Source organism: Dialister sp., assembly GCF_047832375.1.
Lineage (GTDB): Bacteria > Bacillota > Negativicutes > Veillonellales > Dialisteraceae > Dialister.
In genome coordinates this window covers 766981-785699 of the sequence record NZ_CP181256.1, presented here as the reverse complement: position 1 = coordinate 785699, position 18719 = coordinate 766981, and the positions used below count along the sequence as shown (strand labels likewise).

12 protein-coding genes, 4 tRNA genes and 1 riboswitch are annotated in these 18719 nt (G+C 55.0%); of the genes, 1 reads left to right on the top strand and 15 read right to left on the bottom strand.

Going from position 1 to position 18719, the window contains the following annotated elements; genetic code table 11:
* Positions 1-11 precede the first annotated feature (11 nt).
* From hisG to ACFWUL_RS03260, 8 genes are all read right to left on the bottom strand, one after another.
* Complete coding sequence (hisG, locus tag ACFWUL_RS03295; protein WP_297021067.1) at positions 12-638, bottom strand: ATP phosphoribosyltransferase; 627 nt, start codon at positions 636-638, stop codon at positions 12-14.
* Positions 635-1849 carry an ATP phosphoribosyltransferase regulatory subunit gene (locus ACFWUL_RS03290; protein WP_416177792.1) on the bottom strand — a complete coding sequence of 405 codons (1215 nt, stop codon included), beginning with the start codon at positions 1847-1849 and terminating at the stop codon, positions 635-637. Before ACFWUL_RS03290 ends, hisG begins: the two co-directional genes overlap by 4 nt.
* 1125 nt (positions 1850-2974) lie before the next feature.
* Positions 2975-3883, bottom strand: coding sequence for a dihydroorotate dehydrogenase (locus ACFWUL_RS03285; protein ID WP_416177791.1), 909 nt, complete (start codon positions 3881-3883; stop codon positions 2975-2977).
* Entirely contained in the window at positions 3880-4647 is a 768-nt protein-coding gene (locus ACFWUL_RS03280; protein WP_416177790.1) for a dihydroorotate dehydrogenase electron transfer subunit, read from the bottom strand. Before ACFWUL_RS03280 ends, ACFWUL_RS03285 begins: the two co-directional genes overlap by 4 nt.
* Position 4648: 1 nt before the next feature.
* On the bottom strand, positions 4649-7849 hold the full coding sequence (carB, locus tag ACFWUL_RS03275; RefSeq protein ID WP_297021104.1) for a carbamoyl-phosphate synthase large subunit: 3201 nt from the start codon (positions 7847-7849) through the stop codon (positions 4649-4651).
* Complete coding sequence (carA, locus tag ACFWUL_RS03270) at positions 7849-8913, bottom strand: glutamine-hydrolyzing carbamoyl-phosphate synthase small subunit (protein ID WP_416177789.1); 1065 nt, start codon at positions 8911-8913, stop codon at positions 7849-7851. Before carA ends, carB begins: the two co-directional genes overlap by 1 nt.
* Entirely contained in the window at positions 8910-10205 is a 1296-nt protein-coding gene (locus tag ACFWUL_RS03265) for a dihydroorotase (protein WP_416177788.1), read from the bottom strand. Before ACFWUL_RS03265 ends, carA begins: the two co-directional genes overlap by 4 nt.
* A complete protein-coding gene (locus ACFWUL_RS03260; protein WP_297021088.1) occupies positions 10189-11154 on the bottom strand; it encodes an aspartate carbamoyltransferase catalytic subunit in 966 nt (321 codons plus the stop codon). The genes ACFWUL_RS03265 and ACFWUL_RS03260 overlap by 17 nt, the downstream gene beginning before the upstream one ends.
* Positions 11155-11530: 376 nt before the next feature.
* Here ACFWUL_RS03260 and ACFWUL_RS03255 point away from each other — a divergent pair, with 376 nt between their 5' ends.
* Positions 11531-11962, top strand: a complete 432-nt coding sequence (locus ACFWUL_RS03255; RefSeq protein ID WP_297021086.1) for a universal stress protein — start codon at positions 11531-11533, stop codon at positions 11960-11962.
* Between the two features lie 481 nt (positions 11963-12443).
* Here ACFWUL_RS03255 and ACFWUL_RS03250 read toward each other — a convergent pair whose 3' ends face one another.
* From ACFWUL_RS03250 to ACFWUL_RS03220, 7 genes are all read right to left on the bottom strand, one after another.
* Positions 12444-14078 (bottom strand): ATP-dependent nuclease, encoded by a 1635-nt coding sequence (locus ACFWUL_RS03250; protein WP_416177787.1) that lies wholly within the window; start codon positions 14076-14078, stop codon positions 12444-12446.
* Positions 14079-14956: 878 nt separating this feature from the next.
* A complete protein-coding gene (gene thiC, locus ACFWUL_RS03245) occupies positions 14957-16264 on the bottom strand; it encodes a phosphomethylpyrimidine synthase ThiC (protein ID WP_416177786.1) in 1308 nt (435 codons plus the stop codon).
* Between the two features lie 50 nt (positions 16265-16314).
* Positions 16315-16417, bottom strand: a riboswitch (TPP riboswitch).
* Positions 16418-16598: 181 nt separating this feature from the next.
* A tRNA-Leu gene (locus ACFWUL_RS03240) sits at positions 16599-16687 on the bottom strand.
* Positions 16688-16719: 32 nt separating this feature from the next.
* A tRNA-Cys gene (locus ACFWUL_RS03235) sits at positions 16720-16793 on the bottom strand.
* A 3-nt stretch (positions 16794-16796) separates the two neighbouring features.
* Positions 16797-16871: transfer RNA gene (locus ACFWUL_RS03230), tRNA-Gly, on the bottom strand.
* 3 nt (positions 16872-16874) lie between these two features.
* Positions 16875-16951: transfer RNA gene (locus tag ACFWUL_RS03225), tRNA-Asp, on the bottom strand.
* Between the two features lie 257 nt (positions 16952-17208).
* Positions 17209-18372 (bottom strand): Wadjet anti-phage system protein JetD domain-containing protein, encoded by a 1164-nt coding sequence (locus ACFWUL_RS03220; RefSeq protein ID WP_297021114.1) that lies wholly within the window; start codon positions 18370-18372, stop codon positions 17209-17211.
* Positions 18373-18719: the final 347 nt, after the last annotated feature.

Genomic DNA, 18719 nt, shown 5'->3' with positions numbered 1-18719 from the left:
AATCTCAATTCTCAAATCTCTTTTTTCACCAGTCCTATAAACTCCTCCAGCTCGTCCTGTTTCATTTTATAGGATACCTTGTTGCAGATGAGGCGGGCGGAGAAGTCCATGAAGTAGTCGTAGGCCTCGAGGCCGTTTTCCCGAAGGGTGGTGCCGGTTTCCACGATATCCACGATCACGTCGGACAGGCCTACCAGGGGGGCCAGTTCCACGGAACCGTTCAGTTTGATGATATCGATGGGCTGGAACCGGTCGGCGAAGTACTTCCTCGCTATGGAGGGGTACTTGGAGGCCACCGTAAGGATCCGCTTGTTCATGACCGCCTTGTTTCCTTTGATACCGGAGACGGCCATGCGGCATTTGCCGATGCCCAGGTCTTCGATTTCGTAGACGTCCTCTTCCCCATCTTCCATGAGCACGTCCTTTCCTACGATGCCGGCATCTGCAGCGCCCCGGCGGACGTAAACCGCCACGTCCGGCGATTTCACCAGGGTCACCCGGATGCGGTCCTTGTCATCGGTGAAGATGAGTTTCCGGCTATCGTCGGAGTAATCGGGGAAATGGTAGCCGCCATTCGCCAGACTTTTCATGACTTTCTTTGCAATTCTTCCTTTGGCCAGTGCAATATGGAGCATCATTTCCCTCCTAACCGGGCTTCCAGTTCTTCCTTCGAAAGAAGGTCCGCCCCCACTTTGAATTTCCCATTTTCATAGACCGCGGTGATCCGGTAATCGCCGGTGACGATGCGGTTCTTTCCGGAAACCCCGAGCACCGAGTGCCCTTTCCGCCGCCAGTCCATGAGCGTCAGTACCAGGTCCCGGTCCGGCTTGTCGTAAATGACCGCCAGATCGCAGGACGGCACCATTTCTTCCAGCAGGTTTTCCTCCGCCATCACTTCGTAGAGAAGGTTCATGTTCATGCCGAAACCGCAGGCCGGCCGGGGCACCTGGAACTGGGCGGCCAGGGAATCGTAGCGGCCGCCGCTGATGAGGGAATAGAGGGCGCCGTCGGCGTAAATCTTGAAGACCATGTCCGTGTAGTAGCCCATGTGGGAGGTGAAGCCGAAGTCCAGCTGAACCCGGCCGCTGTAGCCTGCCACCTCCAGATATTCGTAAATCTTCTTCAGCCGCGCAAGGGCTGCCATCATCTTATGGTTCAGGCAGAGGTCCTCCGCCCGCTTCAGGGTGTCTTCGTAGCTGCCAAAGAGCTTCGGCAGCTCCAGGAGTACCTTCCGCTGGATGGTGGTAATGGGAAGGGTGTCCACCAGTTTCCCGAAGGAAACGAGATTTCTCTTTTCCATGTATTCCCGGACTTTGGAAAGCTCCTCGTCCGTGAGATGGAGTTCATCGAAGAGGGCGTCCATGTAGGCCACGGTGCCCAGGTCGATGCGCATGTCCCGGATTCCTACGGATTCCAGAAATTCCGCCGCCATCACCATCACTTCCCCGTCGCATTCCGGGGTCTCATCGCCCAGAACTTCCACGCCGCTCTGGAGAAAGTACTTGCCGTGGGTGGATTTCCCGTAGTATTCGCGGAATACCATGGACACGTAGCCAAACTTCAGGAGCTGGGCGGGGTCCGGATATTCCCGGGCCACCGTCTTCACCAGGGGCACCGTCACGTCGGGCCGCATGACAAGTACTTCGCCGCCGGGACCGATGGTCTTAATCATCTCCCGCTGGAGCTGGGGGAAGTATCGGCCGTAGGTGTCGTAGTCTTCGAACGTGGGGGTCTGGATGATTTTGCATCCGTGCCGCCGCATCACCGAAACTACGGAACCTTCGATGCGGTCATAATTTTTCATTTCTTCTTCATGGACCATTTTCAGGTCATCCATATCCTGTGCCATAGAGCCCTCCTTCATTCTCTGTTGTAGTTATACATTACCACGCTAAAGTAAAAAAGTAAAGGGGCTGGGTGAAAGTTTTCGAAGAATTTACAAGTGAGTAGCGAGATCGAGATCGAGACCGAGACCGAGATCGAGATCGAGAAAGACCGAGCCCATGGCCTTGGGGGTCTAGATCTGGATTCAGGTCCAGGTGATCAGCCTGCGGCGCTTATGTGACTAAACAGCGTGCGTACAGGTGGAGCCTTGAGCATTCAGCCTTGAGCCTTGAGCAAATCAGGCCCTTCGGGCCAGAACCAATCAGCGGCTTCGCCGCAGTTAACAGTCCCCCTTTCTCAAAGGGGGATGTCTGCGAAGCAGACAAAGGGATTCTGATGGGTTGTGGGTTCCTCATACATAGGAGTTTAAATGCTCCTTGTGCAGTAAACCCATTACCATCTCTCAGCCCCGTGGGCAGCTCTTTTCTGGGAAGAGAGCCTGCTGCTGAGTCATTTGCACGTTATTTGTGCAGAGTCTTTAGGATTCTATCGGCGGCGGAGCCGCTATAAACAGTCCCCCTTTTTCAAAGGGGGATGTCTGCGAAGCAGACAGAGGGATTCTGATGGGTTCTCTCACGCAACAGCTTAAATATCTGTTGTGCAATAATCCCATTACCATCTCTCAGCCCCGTGGGCAGCTCTCTTCTGGGAAGAGAGCCTGCTGCTGAGTCATTTGCACGTTTTTTGTGCAGAGTCTTTAGGATTCCATCGGCGGCGGAGCCGCTATAAACAGTCCCCCTTTCTCAAAGGGGGATGTCTGCGTCAGCAGACAGAGGGATTCTGATGGGTTCTTCTCACTGGCGGTCTAAATGCCCATTGTGCAGTAAACCCATCACCATCTCTCAGCCCCGTGGGCAGCTCTCTTCTGGGAAGAGAGCCTGCTGTAGAGTCATTTGCACGTTATGGGACAGAGTCTTCAGGGTTCCGCGGCTTCGCCGCAAATGGGAACCGATGGAAGCGCCGCAGGCGGGACCTCAACTCTCAATTCTCAAATCTCAACTCTTTCCCATTCGCCGCAGGCTGTCTTCCTCGACCTCAATCTCCGCACTAAAAAACGCTGCATTACGCAGCGTTTTTTAGTGCAGGGCCTTCAGGCCTTCAGTGTTCCAACGATTTCGCTTATATCTTTTACTCCGTTTTTATCGCACCATTCGTCCATTTCCCGCACAATCCGTTCCATGGCGGTGGGATCTGCCAGGTTTGCGGTGCCTACCTGGACGGTGGAGGCGCCGGCGATCATGAATTCGATGGCGTCGGTGCCGGTCATGATGCCGCCTAAGCCGCTGACGGGGATGGAGAGGGCTTTCGCCACCTGCCATACCATGCGGAGGGCTACGGGCTTAATAGCGGGGCCGGAAAGGCCGCCGGTGATGTTGCCCAGGATGGGGCGGCGGGTGCGGAGGTCGATGGCAATGCCCATCAGGGTATTGATGAGGGACACGGCGTCGGCGCCGGCCTGTTCTACGGCTTCGGCGATGGAAACCACGTCGGTCACGTTAGGGGACAGTTTCACGATCACCGGGAGGGTGGTGGCTTCTTTCACCGCTTTTGTGACGGCCGCGGCCTGGTGGTAGTCGGTACCGAAGGCGGCGCCCCCTTCTTTTACGTTGGGGCAGGAAATGTTGACTTCCAGGGCGGAAATGCCGGGGACCGTCAGCATTCTGGCGCATTCTGCGTATTCTTCCACGCTCTTGCCTACCATGTTGGCAATGAAGACAGTGGGGAGCTTTTTCACTTCCGGCAGGTAGTGCTCGATGAAGTAGGGAGCTCCGGGGTTTTCAAGGCCGATGCAGTTCAGCATGCCCGATGTGGTTTCGGCGATGCGGACGCCCTCATTTCCCTTCCAAGGAGTTGGGGCGAGGCCCTTGCCGGAGATGGCGCCGATTTTGTGATAATCGATGTAATCCGCCAGTTCCAGGCCGAAGCCTACGGTGCCGGAGGCGCCGATGACGGGGCTTGCCATGTGCATGCCGAGGAAATTGACAGAGAGATCACTCATAATACAACCTCCTCTGCATTGAATACGGGACCGTCGGCGCAGACTTTATAATGGCCTTTGCCGTCTTTCCGGTCGCACACGCAGCCCAGGCAGGTGCCGATGCCGCAGCCCATGCGCCGTTCCATGGATACTTCGCAGTACACGCCGGCGTCTTTTGCCATCTGGGCGGCGGTTTTCATCATGATGCCCGGTCCGCAGACGCAGGCTTCGTCCACGTCTCCCCTGCCGAAGAGCTCGGGCAGCACGGACACGGAAAATCCTTTGATACCGCAGGAGCCATCGTCGGTGGTGACGATGAGCTGGCGCACGGTCTTTGGGAACAGGTCTTTCCAGAAGACTTCTTCCTTATTTCTTCCGCCGATGACTACGGTCATCTGCTGCGGCTCTGCCACACGGGACATGAAGAGGATGGGCGCAATGCCTACGCCGCCGCCGATGCCTACGATGTGGTCTTTATCCATGGAGAAGGAGGTGCCCAGGGGTCCCAGGCAGTCGATGGTGTCCCCCACTTTCAGGTGGGACATGGCGTCGGTGCCCTTCCCTACGATGCGGTAAATGATTTCCACCCGTCCCTTGCCGGGGTTCGTGCCGGCGATGGAAATGGGACGGCGGAGAATGTACCGGGGGTCATTCACCTTCACATGGACGAACTGGCCCGGTTTCGCTTCTTTGGCAATCCGGGGGAGCTCGATCTGCATGAGCCAGATATCCGGACCCACATGGTCGTGGACACGGATGATTCCTTTTTCTACAAATCCTGACATGTCATTTCTCCTTCACATAGTCCTGGATGGCTTCTACGTGGTGTTCTGCGCCGCCGGTGGATGCCATGACGCGGAGCACTTCCTTCGCCGTATCCAGGGAGGTAATGCAGGGAATGGCCAGTTCCACCGCGATACGGCGGAGGTCATAGCCTTCCTGCTCGATCTGGCTGCCGTAGGAAATGGTATTCAGTACCATGTCCACTTTGCCGGACTTCAGATATTTCTCGCAGTTTTCGCCCTTTTCGTGGATCTTCTTGATGATTTCCACAGGGATGCCGAGGTTCTGGAAATAGGCGCCGGTGCCGGAGGTGCAGATGAGGTGGTACCCCAGCTTCACGAAGCCCTTCGCCAGTTCTGCAGTTTCCGGTTTATCCCGGTCGCTGACGGTGATGAGTACGTTGCCGCCGGCAGGAACCATGAGGTTCGCTGCCACTACGGCTTTATAGAGGGCTTCCTGGTAGGTGTGGCCGATGCCCATGACTTCGCCGGTGGATTTCATTTCCGGTCCCAGTTTGATTTCTACAAGGCCCAGTTTGGAGAAGGAGAACACCGGGGCCTTGATGGCTACGTAGCCCTTGTCCGGGCAGAGGCCCAGGGGCAGGCCCAGGGATTTCAGGGATTCACCGAGAGCTACACGGGTGGCGTATTCCACCATGTTGATGCCGGTGATCTTGCTCATGAAGGGCACCGTACGGCTGGCACGGGGGTTCACTTCGATGACGTAAACCTTGTCGTTCACCACGATGAACTGGATATTGACGAGGCCCTTGACGTTCATGGCGCAGGCAATGTCCTTCGTGTACTTTGTGAGGGTCTCAATGGCTTCTTTGGACAGGTGCTGCGGCGGGTACACGGCAATGGAGTCGCCGGAATGGACGCCGGACCGTTCGATCTGTTCCATGATGCCCGGAATGCAGACGTCCACGCCGTCGGAGATAGCATCGATTTCCACTTCCCGGCCCACCATGTACTGGTCAATGAGGACGGGGTGTTCATGGGAAGCCACTACTGCTTCCTTCAGGTACTGCCGGAGTTCGGACTGGTCGTAGACGATCTGCATGGCCCGGCCGCCTAATACGTAGCTCGGACGGACGATGAGCGGATAAGAGAGCTCTTCGGTCTTCTGCATGGCTTCTTCCACGCTTTCCACGAGGCAGCCCTTCGGACGGGGAATGCCCAGCTGACCGCAGAGGGTATCAAACCGTTCCCGGTCTTCCGCCATGTCGATGGATTCGTTGGAGGAACCGATGATGCGGATGCCCCGCTTTGCCATGGGGGTGGCCAGGTTGATGGCGGTCTGGCCGCCGAACTGGCAGATCACCCCTTCCGGTTTTTCCTTATTAATGACTTCCATCACGTCTTCTTCTGTGAGCGGTTCAAAGTACAGGGAATCGGAGGTATCAAAGTCGGTGGATACGGTTTCCGGGTTGTTATTGATGACGATGGATTTCTTTCCCGCCTTCCGGAGGGCCCAGGAAGCATGGACGGAGCAGTAGTCGAATTCAATGCCCTGGCCGATGCGGATCGGGCCGGAACCGAAGACTACGACGGACCCCTTGCCCTGGGGTTTCACTTCGTCTTCCGCGCCGTAGGTGGAATAGTAGTAAGGCGTATGGGCTTCAAATTCGGCGGCACAGGTATCGACCATCTTGAAGTCCGGATGGAAATCCAGCTTCTTCTTGAAGTTTTCCACTTCCTTCACCGTCACTTCGGCAAAGTGGGCGATGGCAGCGTCAGGCATCTGGATCCGTTTGGCGGCCTTCAGGGTCTCTTCGGTGAGCCCTTCCTTCAGGAGACGCCGTTCCATCTTAATGATGTTCTGGATCTTATAGATGAAGAAGAGGTCAATCCTTGTGATGCGGTTGATTTCTTCCGGTTCGATGCCGCGGCGCAGGGCTTCGGCCACCACGAAGATCCGTTCATTATCGATACGGCGGAGGAGGCAGCGGATATCGTAGAGGGACTGGTTGTCCAGTTTCTTCAGGTGCAGGTACCCCTCTCCCACTTCCAGGGACCGGAGGGCCTTCAGGAGTGCCCCTTCCAGGGTGCGGTCCAGTGCCATGACTTCGCCGGTGGCTTTCATCTGGGTGCCGATTTCCCGGTCCGCCAGAGTGAATTTTTCAAAGGGCCAACGGGGGAATTTGCAGACCACGTAGTCGATGGACGGTTCGAAGCAGGCCTTCGTGTTGCCGGTGATGGCATTGGTGATTTCGTCCAAGTGCATGCCCAGGGCCACTTTCGCCGCTACCTTGGCAATGGGGTAGCCTGTAGCTTTGGACGCCAGGGCGGAGGAACGGCTGACACGGGGGTTCACTTCGATGACGTAGTACTGGTTCGTCTTCGGGTCCAGGCCGTACTGCACGTTGCAGCCCCCTTCGATCTGGAGGTACCGGATAATATCGATGGATGCGGTGCGGAGCATCTGGTACTGGCCATCGGTCAGGGTCTGGGTGGGCGCCACGACGATGGAGTCGCCGGTGTGGACGCCTACGGGGTCGATGTTTTCCATGGCGCAGACGATGATGCAGTTGTCGGCGCTGTCCCGCATGACTTCGAATTCGATTTCCTTCCAGCCGGCAATGGACCGTTCCACGAGGATCTGGTTAATCGGGGACAGCTTGATGCCACGGTTGGCGATTTCTTCCATTTCATAGCGGTCATGGGCAATACCGCCGCCGGTGCCGCCTAAGGTGTAGGCAGGACGGATGATAACGGGGTAGCCGATTTTGTCGGCGAAGGCCACAGCCGGTTCCAGTTCTTCGAAAATTTCGGATTCCGGCACGGGCTGGTGGATTTCTTCCATGGCTTCCTTGAACAGTTCCCGGTCCTCCGCATGTTTGATGGCATGGAGGGAAGAGCCCAGAAGTTTCACGCCGTATTTATCAAGGACACCGGCATCGGAGAGCTGGACTGCCATATTGAGGCCCACCTGTCCCCCCAGGGTTGCCAGCAGGGCATCGGGCCGTTCTTTCTTGATGACTTCCGTCACAAAGGGCAGGGTAATCGGTTCGATGTAGACCCGGTCCGCAATGTCCACGTCCGTCATGATGGTGGAGGGGTTGCTGTTCACCAGGACCACTTCCACTCCCTCTTCCCGGAGGGACCGGCAGGCCTGGGTGCCGGCGTAGTCGAATTCTGCCGCCTGGCCGATGACGATAGGGCCGCTGCCGATGACAAGAACTTTTTTCACGTCTTTATTGATCATTTTTTGAATTCCTCCATGGCCCTGGTAAATTCTGCGAACAGATAGAAGTTATCCTTCGGTCCCGGAGAAGCTTCCGGATGGTACTGCACTGCCTGGATGGGGAGTGTCTTGTGGCGGATGCCTTCAATGGTGCCGTCGTTCACGCTGCGGTGGGTCACTTCGATGCAATCCGGGAGGCCGTCGTCAGAGATGGCGTAGCCATGGTTCTGGCTCGTAATGTACACCCGGCCGGTGCGAAGGTCCTTTACCGGATGGTTGGCGCCGCGGTGGCCGAAGGGCAGCTTGAATGTATGGCCCCCAAGGGCGGTGGCCAGCATCTGGATGCCGAGGCAGATACCGAAAATCGGGCGCTGTCCGATGAGTTTCTTTACCGTGTCCACCACGTAGGGCACATCCTGGGGATCCCCGGGTCCGGGGGAGAGGAAAATGCCGTCGGGATTGATGGCCATCATGTCTTCCGCCGATGTGTGGGCGGGGAATACGTGGACCGTGCAGTCATTGGCTGCCAGGCTCACGAGGATGTTCTTTTTCAGGCCGCAGTCCAGGAGGGAGACCTGGTACTTGCCATTTCCGTAGGTATAGGGGTAAGCCGTGGTGACCCGTTCCACCTGGTCCCGGTGGAGGGGCTTTGCCAGCTCTCCTTTAATGAAATCGTCGCTCCGTTCGGCGCTGACGATGACTGCCTTCATGACGCCCTGGGTGCGGACCATGCGGGTCACCGCACGGGTATCCACATTGTAGAGGCAGGGTACATGGTACCGCTCAATGAAGTCCGTAATCTTTTCCTTGCATTCCCAGTTGCTCGGGTGTTCGGCGATCTGGTCCAGCACATAGCCTGCAGCGGCAGGTTTCCTGTTCTGCATGAACAGGTCGTTGGCGCCGTAGTTGCCGATGAGGGGATAGGTAAGGGTCAGAATCTGCCCTTCATAGGAGGGGTCCGTAAAGCATTCCTGATAGCCCGTCATGCCGGTATTGAATACCAGTTCCCCCAGCCCTTCCACAGAGCCGAGAAGATCTCCTTCAAAACGGGCGCCGTTTTCCAGAACCAAGAGACCTTTCATTTCAGCACCTTTCCTTCTTTCATAACGATTTCCCCATCCACCACCGTGAGGACTGCCTTGCCTTTGAGGGTGATGTTTTCATAGGGGGTGAAGAGAGACTTTGTATAGAGGTCTTTGCCGTGGACTGTCCATTCTTTGTCCGGATCAAAGACCGTAATATCCGCCGGAGCCCCTTCTTCCAGGACGCCGCCGGTGATGCCCAGCAGCTTTGCGGGGTTCACGCTCATGAGCTCCACGATCCTGTCCAGGGTGAAGCCGTTTTCATGGTAAAGCACGGTCAGCGTGGAAGCCAGGGAGGTTTCCAGGCCGGCAATGCCATTGGGGGCGCAGTTGAAGGGCACGTCCTTTTCTTCGTTGCAGTGGGGCGCATGGTCCGTCATGATGGCGTCGATGGTGCCATCCTTCAGGCCTTCGATGAGGGCCTTCCGGTCATCTTCCGTCCGGATGGGCGGCGCCATCTTGAAGGCGGTGTCGTAATCTTTCAGCCATTCATCGGTGAAATAGAGATGCTGGGCTGTCACTTCGGTGGAGCAGTTCACCCCTTTTTTCTTTGCTGCCCGGATGAGGTCCACCGCTTTGCCGCTGGATACGTGGGCAATGTGGATGTGGCATCCGGTGAGTTCGGAAAGGAGCAGGTCCCGGGCTACGGCGATGTTTTCGCCGGCCGCCGGGCGGCCGGTAACGCCCATGGCATAGGAAACTTTTCCTTCATTCATGAATCCCTTGCCGCACATGGTCATGTCTTCCGCATGGTCGATGACCATCTTGTGGAGCATATCAGCGTATTCCATGGCCCGGCGCATGAAGTTTGCGCTTTCCACGTAGTGGCCGTCATCGGAGAAAGCTACGGCTCCTTCGGCCGCCATGTCTCCCATTTCGGAGAGCTGCTTTCCTTCCAGGTTTTTGGAAACGGAACCGATGACGCTGACTTTTACCACGCCCACTTCGTCTGCCCGGCGCAGTACGTCCCGAAGGACGGCAGCGTTGTCGATGACAGGCTTCGTGTTGGCCATGGTGGCCACGTGGGTAATGCCGCCGGCTGCGGCAGCCTGGGTGCCGGTGTGGATATCTTCCTTCGCTTCCTGTCCCGGTTCCCGGAGGTGTACATGCATATCGATGAGGCCCGGCGTTACGATGAGGCCTTTCGCATCAAAGACCTGAACATCACTGCCCAGGGTTAGAGCCTTACCGCCGACCTGGGTAATTTTTCCGTTTTCAACGAGAATATCTCCCACCTCGTGCTGGTGTTTGGCAGGGTTTACGATGGTTCCATTTTTAATTAAGAGCATCAATGTCTTTTCCCTCCGTCAGTGTTAAATATTCCAGTGCCATACGTACGGCTACGCCGTTTCTTACTTCTTCCTGGATCCAGGAAGATTCATCGTAGGCCACATCATATCCGATTTCAATGCCCCTGTTCATGGGACCCGGGTGGATAACTGCCACGTCGGGCTTGCAGAGGGCGAGGCGCTTCTTGTTGATACCGAAGAGCCGTGCGTATTCCCGGGTGGTGGGGATGAAGCCTGCTGCCGCCCGTTCCAGCTGGATGCGGAGGATGTTGATGGCGTCGGCCCCTTTCAATGCCGTTTCCAGGTCATCGTCCACAATGCAGCCCATGGCTTCCAGTTCCTTCGGAACCAAAGTGCGAGGTCCCACAAGGTGCACTTCGGCTCCCAGCTTCGTGAACCCGTAAATGTCGCTCCTGGCAACCCGGGAATGGAGAATATCGCCGATGATGACGTACTTCATACCTTTGATGTTCTTCCCTGCTTCCTTCAGTGTGAACAGTTCCAGCAGGGCCTGGCTGGGATGGGCATGGGCTCCGTCCCCTGCATTCAGTACCACCGGCACCTTCACCTTCGGGCTCATCACTTTGGATGCAAAAAGAGCGGCCCCCTCTGACGAATCACGAATAATCACTGCATCCACTCCCATTGCGGAAACGGTAAGCAATGTATCTCGCATGCTTTCACCTTTCGTCATCGAGCTGCCGCTCTTTGTAATATTAATAACATCGGCTCCCAAATACTTACCGGCAAGCTCGAAAGAACTGCGTGTTCTGGTAGATGCTTCGGAAAACACTGTTACAATGGATTTTCCTCTGAGGAAATCTTTCTTCTTGTTACCTGAAAGCACAATCTTTTTCATTTGTGCTGCTACTTGAAGGATCCGTTCAATTTCTTCGGCTGTAAAATCTTTCAGTCCAAGAACCGAACGACCTTGTAGTGAAATCGCGCTCATGCCGGCCTCCTGTAAAAATACCATCAAAATAGTTATCTCTATAATCATAAAGGGAACGGTTCCCTTTTTCAATAGACAGTAAATTAAAATTCCCTTATGGCCCTAGTCTCCCCTTTCTTTATGAAACTTTCCTTCCCTTTCTTACAGGTATAGTTCATATTTATTTTATCACAAAAAGGGGCTTCAAATTTTTCTTACTATGATTATAGAATAATTTTTGAATCCAAAAGTCCCGTATCCGTGGGCCTTCCGGAGCCTCCTGGATTTTCCCGCTTCCCGCCCTGTTTTTGACCGCTGTTCAATTTAGTATTAGAATATAAGTAGAAAGAGCGGTTTTCTTCCATGGTTTTTTCAGGGAAAGGCAGGTTGATTCATCATGTTAAGTTTCAAAAAGATTCTCGTTCCCTATGATGGTTCTTCCTACGCGAAAAAGGCTCTGGCCACCGCGGCGGATCTGGCCCTCCTGATTCCGGGAGCCAAGCTCTTCATCGCCACCGTCACCCCGGCTGAGCAGCCAAAGGAAAAAGTACGGCTCACTTCGGCCTCCGCCGATGACACGCCGAAGAAGAACCCCGGCACCATTCTTCTGGAAGAAGCGGAAGCCCTCCTGCCCAAGGGCGTTCCCCATGAAACGATTCTCCGCGCCGGCGATGCGGGGGATGAACTGGTCACCCTGACGCTGGAAAAGGAATTCGATCTCATCGTCATGGGCAGCCGCGGCCGGGGCGCACTGAAGAGCCTCCTCATGGGCTCTGTGTCCAGCCATCTGGCAAGCAATTCGAAATGCACCATTATGATTGTGAAATAGGGTAGTCACGAAAAAGGTGCCCGGGAAAAATGATACCATTTTTCCCGGGCACTTTTTTTAAGATCGAGATTGCGGTCGAGATCGAGGGAATCCGGGCCGTGGGCCCTGGGGATCTAGATCTAGACCTAGAGCTAGACCTTTAGCAGCTTCGCTGCAGGCCTTGAGCTGGCCAGGCCCTGCGGGCCGGGTGACGGGTGGCCAGGTGGCGTGTGTACGGGCGGGGGCTTCTAGCTGCTAGCGGCTAGCTTTTAGGAAAGCTCAACGGCCTGCGGCGCTGGCGGGTACGGTTGGAGTCACCAGGTGTAGGGCCTTGAGCCTTCAGCCTTGGGCCTTGAGCTGGCCAGGCCCTTTGGGCCGGGACCCAACAGCGCCGCAGGCGAATCAGCTTTCCTGGCAGCTAGCCGCTAGAAGCTAGAAGCCCCCATACGAACACACGACGCTTTGCTACATATGCTCCATGCGGGCGCACGGGGCTTACTTACTACTCCTCCCCGTCCGATACCTTCACCGCTGCTTCGATGACCCTGGCGAAGGCTTTGGGGATTTCTTTTTCCGTCAGCCGCTCCCCCAGGGCCCGGCCGATGATGACCCCCTTATTTCCATAGAGCCAGGCGAAGTAGTAGAACTCCAGGGCCTTTTCGTTCCGGGGATTGATGTTTTTCAGCTTCGTGGGGGGATAGAATCCCTTGGGAAGGCCCAGCTTCGCTCCCGCCTTCTTGATGAGGGACGCATTCACCGCATCCCCCGCTTCTTCCACGTCCCCGATGACCTGGTCCAGGAGCTTCCGGCTCCGGGCGGCCATGCAGGCTTTCACCACATCCATTTCATAGCAGATGTAGTCCGTGTAGAACACATGGGGCGAATGGGGCCTCTCCGCCATGACATCCCGGTCGTAGAGGCACACCGAAGGGATGTGGAACCGGCGGACCAGCTGGGAAATCTTGGAAATCGAGCTTTCACCCCGGGCATTGATGAGGCAGATGCCGTGGTAGTCGAAATTGACGCCCAGGGTCCTGGCGAAGTAGGCAAAGGAGCCATACTCCGTTTCCCCTTCCACCAGGATGGTGCACTTGGAGTAGAGGGCTTCCTTCACTTCCGGGAAGTGCATGATCAGGTGCTTTTCGATTTCACTGTCAAAATGGAAGGATGCACCGCAGGCGGCCTGGACTTTTTTCTTGTCGTCCCAGTACATGCGGATGATCTGGCGGTAGTCATTCACCAGGGCATCGGTGGAATGGGTGACCACGAAGAGCTGGCCATTGAGACCGTCGATGCCGAGAAGGTTCTGTACCAACCGCAGGAAGAAGGGTTCCTCGTTATTCAGGATGGACCGGGAAAAGGCCAGCATAGCCCGCTGGAGGTAGGGGTGCAGGTGGAGTTCCGGTTCATCGATGCTCACCGTCACCGGCAGGAACCGGCGGCCCTTCTTGTCAGTAATCACCATGGTATCAAAGGAAATGGCCCTGCTTTCCTTTTTGTCCAGCATTTTGATGAGGAATGCAATGCCTTCGGCAATCATGAGCTTAATGGTGGAATCGTAGGATGCACCTGCCGCAAAGGGCTGGAAAATCTCATTAATAAGGAGCACTGCCGCCTTGTGGGGATCATTTTCCGGCAGTTTCAGGTGGAATCCCCTCTCATCCAGCAGGGTTTCCACTTCCTTCACCGTTTCCGGTCCTGTGGACAGGTACCCTTCGAAAATGGAAAGAGTCTTCGCCATGTCCCCTTCGGAGAGCATGTTTCTTGGCACCTCATCCAGGGCAAAGTCAATATAAAAGAGGCAGCGCACGTACTCCAGGGGAAGCTGGGACCCATCGTCCCTGTTGTAAAGCTTCGGCACCACCTCCCGGATGGACTGGCGAAGTTCCAGGTGGGCCCGGTCCGTAAGGCCGTCGTCGGTTGAGGACAGGGTCATTTCAATCCGTATGGGCCGGTCAGGATCCATGAAATCATTTTCCTTGAATCCGTAGCCGTGGGTGGCGTATTTCAGGAGGGTAAGAAAATTACTTTTCCCGATGTTGTTATCCCCCACAATATAATTCACCCGGCTGTCAAAATGAAGCTCCACATGCCGGAAGGTCCGGTAGTTTTCTACCACCATATCGGAAATAAACATAGCGCTCCCCCTTTCACTTGAGGTACATGTCTGTATCCATTATACCATTTTGGGATGGAGGGATGAGCAGCTGGTGGCCAGTAGCTAGTAGCTAGTGGCTAGTGGCTAGTAGCTAGTGGCTTGTCTCAATCACATTTGTGCTAATGATAGCTTAATTATATGATAACTTAGTAATAGATTCGCAAGTGGAAACTACCCTCCATAACGTCATTTCGAGCGGTGGAAGCATGCAAAATGATTATACAGGTAAAAATCGCTACAGCTACAATGAGTCGAGAAATCTTCCTTGCTTTCGGGAATACAGGGCTTTTTAACCGTGCTTAACGTTGTAAGACCGCCAGAGACATCTATCTGGGAGATCTCTCGACTCTATCTCACATTCTATTTTTATGTATTACATCATTACGGCGCTTACCACCGGAGGAAGCGTGTCACTGGATTCTCAGTCACCTGCGGCTCCTTGCGAATCCAGTTCCCTAGCCACCGCTCGAGATGCAGAGGTCCTGCATAGGACCTCTGAGCCGGGCCCAAGTTGGCGCTGTTCCTGCCCATTAAAGCGCCTTCTATTTAGGGCCCGGCCGACCGAGTTAGATTCGGAGTATGAAGTATTTAAAACCGGTATGCAACAGTGGTGATTCTTTTTTCGCCAACATTAGTCATTATCCCAAATGTAATTGAGATACATCACTAATGGCTAGCAGTTGGTAGCTGGACCACCAGGCCCTGCGGGCCGAATGACGGGTGGCTTAGGGAAGCGCTGATTAATTCCCAGAGTCAGATTTCAGGAAGGATGGTCAGTCTGGACCTGGATCCAGCACTCCTCAGGGCCTTCGGCGGGGTTCTCCCGATCTTGATTTCGTCCTCCGTCTCGATGTGACTCACTCTTTCTCGAAAGGATCGTCTTCGGGGTTCCGGTTGTTCAGGATGGAGTCCAGGGTCTTCATGGGGCACATGGAGCCGCACATGGTGCAGGTGGCTTCGTCTTCAGGGATGGAGCTTTCCCTGTATTTTCTGGCTTTTTCCGGGTCAATGGCCAGGGGAATCATTTCCTTGAAGTCCACCTTCCGTCTGGCCCAGCTCATCTTTTCATCCCACAGGGCTGCCCCTTTCACCCCTTTGGCGAGGTCCGCCGCATGGCAGGCAATCTTGGAGGCCACGATGCCTTCGTGTACGTCATCCAGGTCCGGGAGCCGGAGGTGTTCGGCCGGCGTCACGTAGCAGAGGAAGTCGGCGCCGCAGGCAGCGGACAGGGTACCGCCGATGGCAGCGGTGATATGGTCATAGCCCGGTGCAATATCGGTGACAATGGGTCCCAGTACATAGAGCGGCGCCCCATGGCACAGTTTCTTTGCGATTTCCACGTTCATCCGGATATCGGAAACCGGCATGTGTCCCGGACCTTCCACCATGACCTGGACTCCCGCCTTCCGTGCTCGGAGGACCAGCTCTCCCAGGTTGATGAGTTCGGAAATCTGGATGGCATCGGTGGAATCGTGACCGCTGCCGCTGCGGCAGCCGTCCCCCAGGGACAGGGTGACATCGTATTTCTTCAGGAGTTCCAGAAGCCGGTCAAACTGTTCATAGAAGGGATTTTCTTTGCCGTGCATATACATCCAGGCGAAAAGAATGGAGCCGCCCCGGGAGACGAGGTTCGTGATTCTCTTGTTTCTCATGATGTGCTTCGCAGTTTCCCGGTTCAGGCCAGCATGGATGGTCATGAAGTCCACGCCGTCTTTCGCATGCTTTTCCACCACCGAGAACAGGTCATCGGCAGTCATATCTTTCAGTCCCTTGTGGAGCACCCCTTTCACGTCGTACATGGGGACAGTACCGATGGCGGAGGGGCTGTTCTTCACCAGCCATTCCCGGAAGGGCGCCGTTTCCCCGTAGCAGGAGAGGTCCATAATGGCTTCGGCCCCCATTTTCCAGGAAAGCTCTGCCTTCGCCTGTTCCGTATCGTAGTTGCAGACGTCGGAGGAAATCCCGAGGTTCACGTTCATCTTCGTCCGGAGTCCCTTGCCGATGGCGTAGGGATGGATGGATTTATGGTATATATTGTGGGGCAGTACGATGGTGCCATCCGCAATACCGGCGCGGATAAATTCTTCCGTCACCCCTTCTTCCCGGGCTGCCGTCTTCATTTCGTCTGTAATAATCCCATTTCTTGCTGCTTCCAGCTGTGTCATAGGTACCTCCTGAATGCAAAATAAAAAGAGCCCCCGCCGGGGACTCTCAAAGGCAAATCTTCCTGCTTCCTTCCGTCGGTATGATCCGCATCAAGTTCAAAGGGTCGGATAGCTCCTCTCAGTCCTCACTCCAGGACTCCCCCAGCATGAGCTTATTATACCATGGAAACAGAAAAGTGCCAAAGTGGGCATATATCAGACTTACAATCAGAGCCACAGGAAGCGGGTCTTCCAGCTGCCAGCTATCAGGAAAGACAGCCGGCCTGCGGCGCTTTAATCCGATTCCACCAAATAAAAAAAGTTGAAACATTTCGTTTCAACTGTAAATTCGATATGGTGCCGAGGACCGGAATCGAACCGGTACGAATCTCACGATTCGAGGGATTTTAAGTCCCTTGCGTCTGCCAGTTCCGCCACCCCGGCAGGTATATATAAATTGTATAATAGTTAAAATATGGAGGCGGCACCCAGAATCGAACTGGGGATAAAGGTTTTGCAGACCTCTGCCTTACCGCTTGGCTATGCCGCCATATGGAGCGGAAAACGGGACTCGAACCCGCGACCCCAACCTTGGCAAGGTTGTGCTCTACCACTGAGCTACTTCCGCACATGGCGACCCGGATCAGATTTGAACTGACGATCTCCGCCGTGACAGGGCGGCATGTTAGACCACTACACCACCGGGCCGCATGTAAGTTACTTGAATAGTATACCCATGTTTTCTGCATTTGTCAAGGGGATGTCAATGAATTGTGAAAGCGGCCTTCGGCGGGGGCTGTGACTTCGTCAGGGCTCTGCCCTTAGGGCAGGGCTGAGGCTTCCGCCTGGGCTCAAGGTGGGATTTTATATTTCGCGGCGCTATATGAATTGTGCGCCGCCCCCTCGCCGAAGGCGTTCCCCTTGAGCCACTTCGCCGCAGGCGTCACCCCTCAGCCACCTTTTCCCTAATCCATCTGTTCCAGGGCCCATTCCACTTCATCCAGAGGAATCCGTTCCTGTTCCAGCCGCCAGCCATGGTCGTGGATTTCTTTCCACGCCATTTTTTCGGTGACCGTAAGATTATCCGGTACTACAGACCTGTTTCCGGTGTCCTTAATCCTTTTATCCACATAGGCCAGAAGGGTATCCCTGTCCATGAGGAAGGAATGAACATTCGGCAGGATGTGGCGAAGGGATGAGAGAATATTGAAGCCGTCGGAGTCCAGGTCCCCCCAGTAGTAAACGTCCTTCTCCCCCAGCCACTTTGCTTCCTTGGCCAGTTCCAGTACCCCGTAGCCCATGCCGAAGAGGATAAGGCTGTCTTTTGCATGGGGGAAAGTGTAACCATTTACCTTGTTTTCTGTAATGAAAATCCGTTTCTGGGGCGGATGGAAGGACGCCACTTCATCGTTGGACAGGAAAAATTTCCGTACTCCAAAGAACCGGATGGACTCATCCAGGCTCCGGGCGCAGATGGTGGGTGCAGGTACCTCTTTAATGAAAAGGTGCTGTTTCATTTCTTCATTGCTTTCCACCTGTTTATCCGGGAAAAGGGCATTCCACAGGGTACGGACGAGGAAGCTGTGTCTTTCCATGAATTTCGTATCCACCCCGGGGATTGAAATCTCCCTGAGGTACCCACCCTTCTCTTCCTGCTCCCGGAAGAAATGGGCAATACCGAAGAAGAGAGGATAAAAACCTTCTTCCCGAATTCTCGGAAAATAATGGAGGAACCATTCCGTAAGGTCATCTGCTTTTTCTTCTACCTCCCCCAACATGGTGAGGAATTCCTTCTTTTCCTTTTTCATTCCCAGGATGGCAAAGGCATCTTCCGGCGTATCAACGAAAACCCGGACCGGCAGGGTCTGGCGGCCAAAGGATTTCGTATTTTTCCCTTTTTCTTCTATATGCCAGAGTGGCCGGCCATTGGTGTCTTTCACCGGGTGGTGCCAGTAGTCGGACCAGGAAAGAAGGGCATGCCAGTCGTTCTCCGTCTCTTCCGGCCGTTTCAGTGGCATTTTGAAATAGGGAGGCTCTATTTCCTTCGTCAGCGCTTCATAGAGTATCCCCCGCTCCTCCTGGCGCTTCAGTTTTTTGAGCAGTTCTTCATCGTACGATTTTCGACGCAATATGGGATTCCTCCTTTCATTAACTGTCAGCTGAGCCGGTATGTAAGTGTAGGGAGAGGTGGCTCAAGTGACTGAAGTGGCTCAGGGGTAACGAGCTTCGTTCGAGGGGGGGGACGCCGCTTCAAATTATAAAGGGCGCAGAATTTATATTCAGCGGCAGAGCCGCCAGGTATATATAATCTGCGGCGCTTTTGATTTTACGCGCCGCACCTTCCCCTTGGCCACTGGCCGTTCCCCCCTCAGCCGTCCGAATACCCAAAGGAAGGCGCCTTGATGTGCAGAATAGGCGCCAACTTATTCGGACTCGGAGGTCCTATGTAGGCATCCTGCAGAGGATGCCCAAGCCG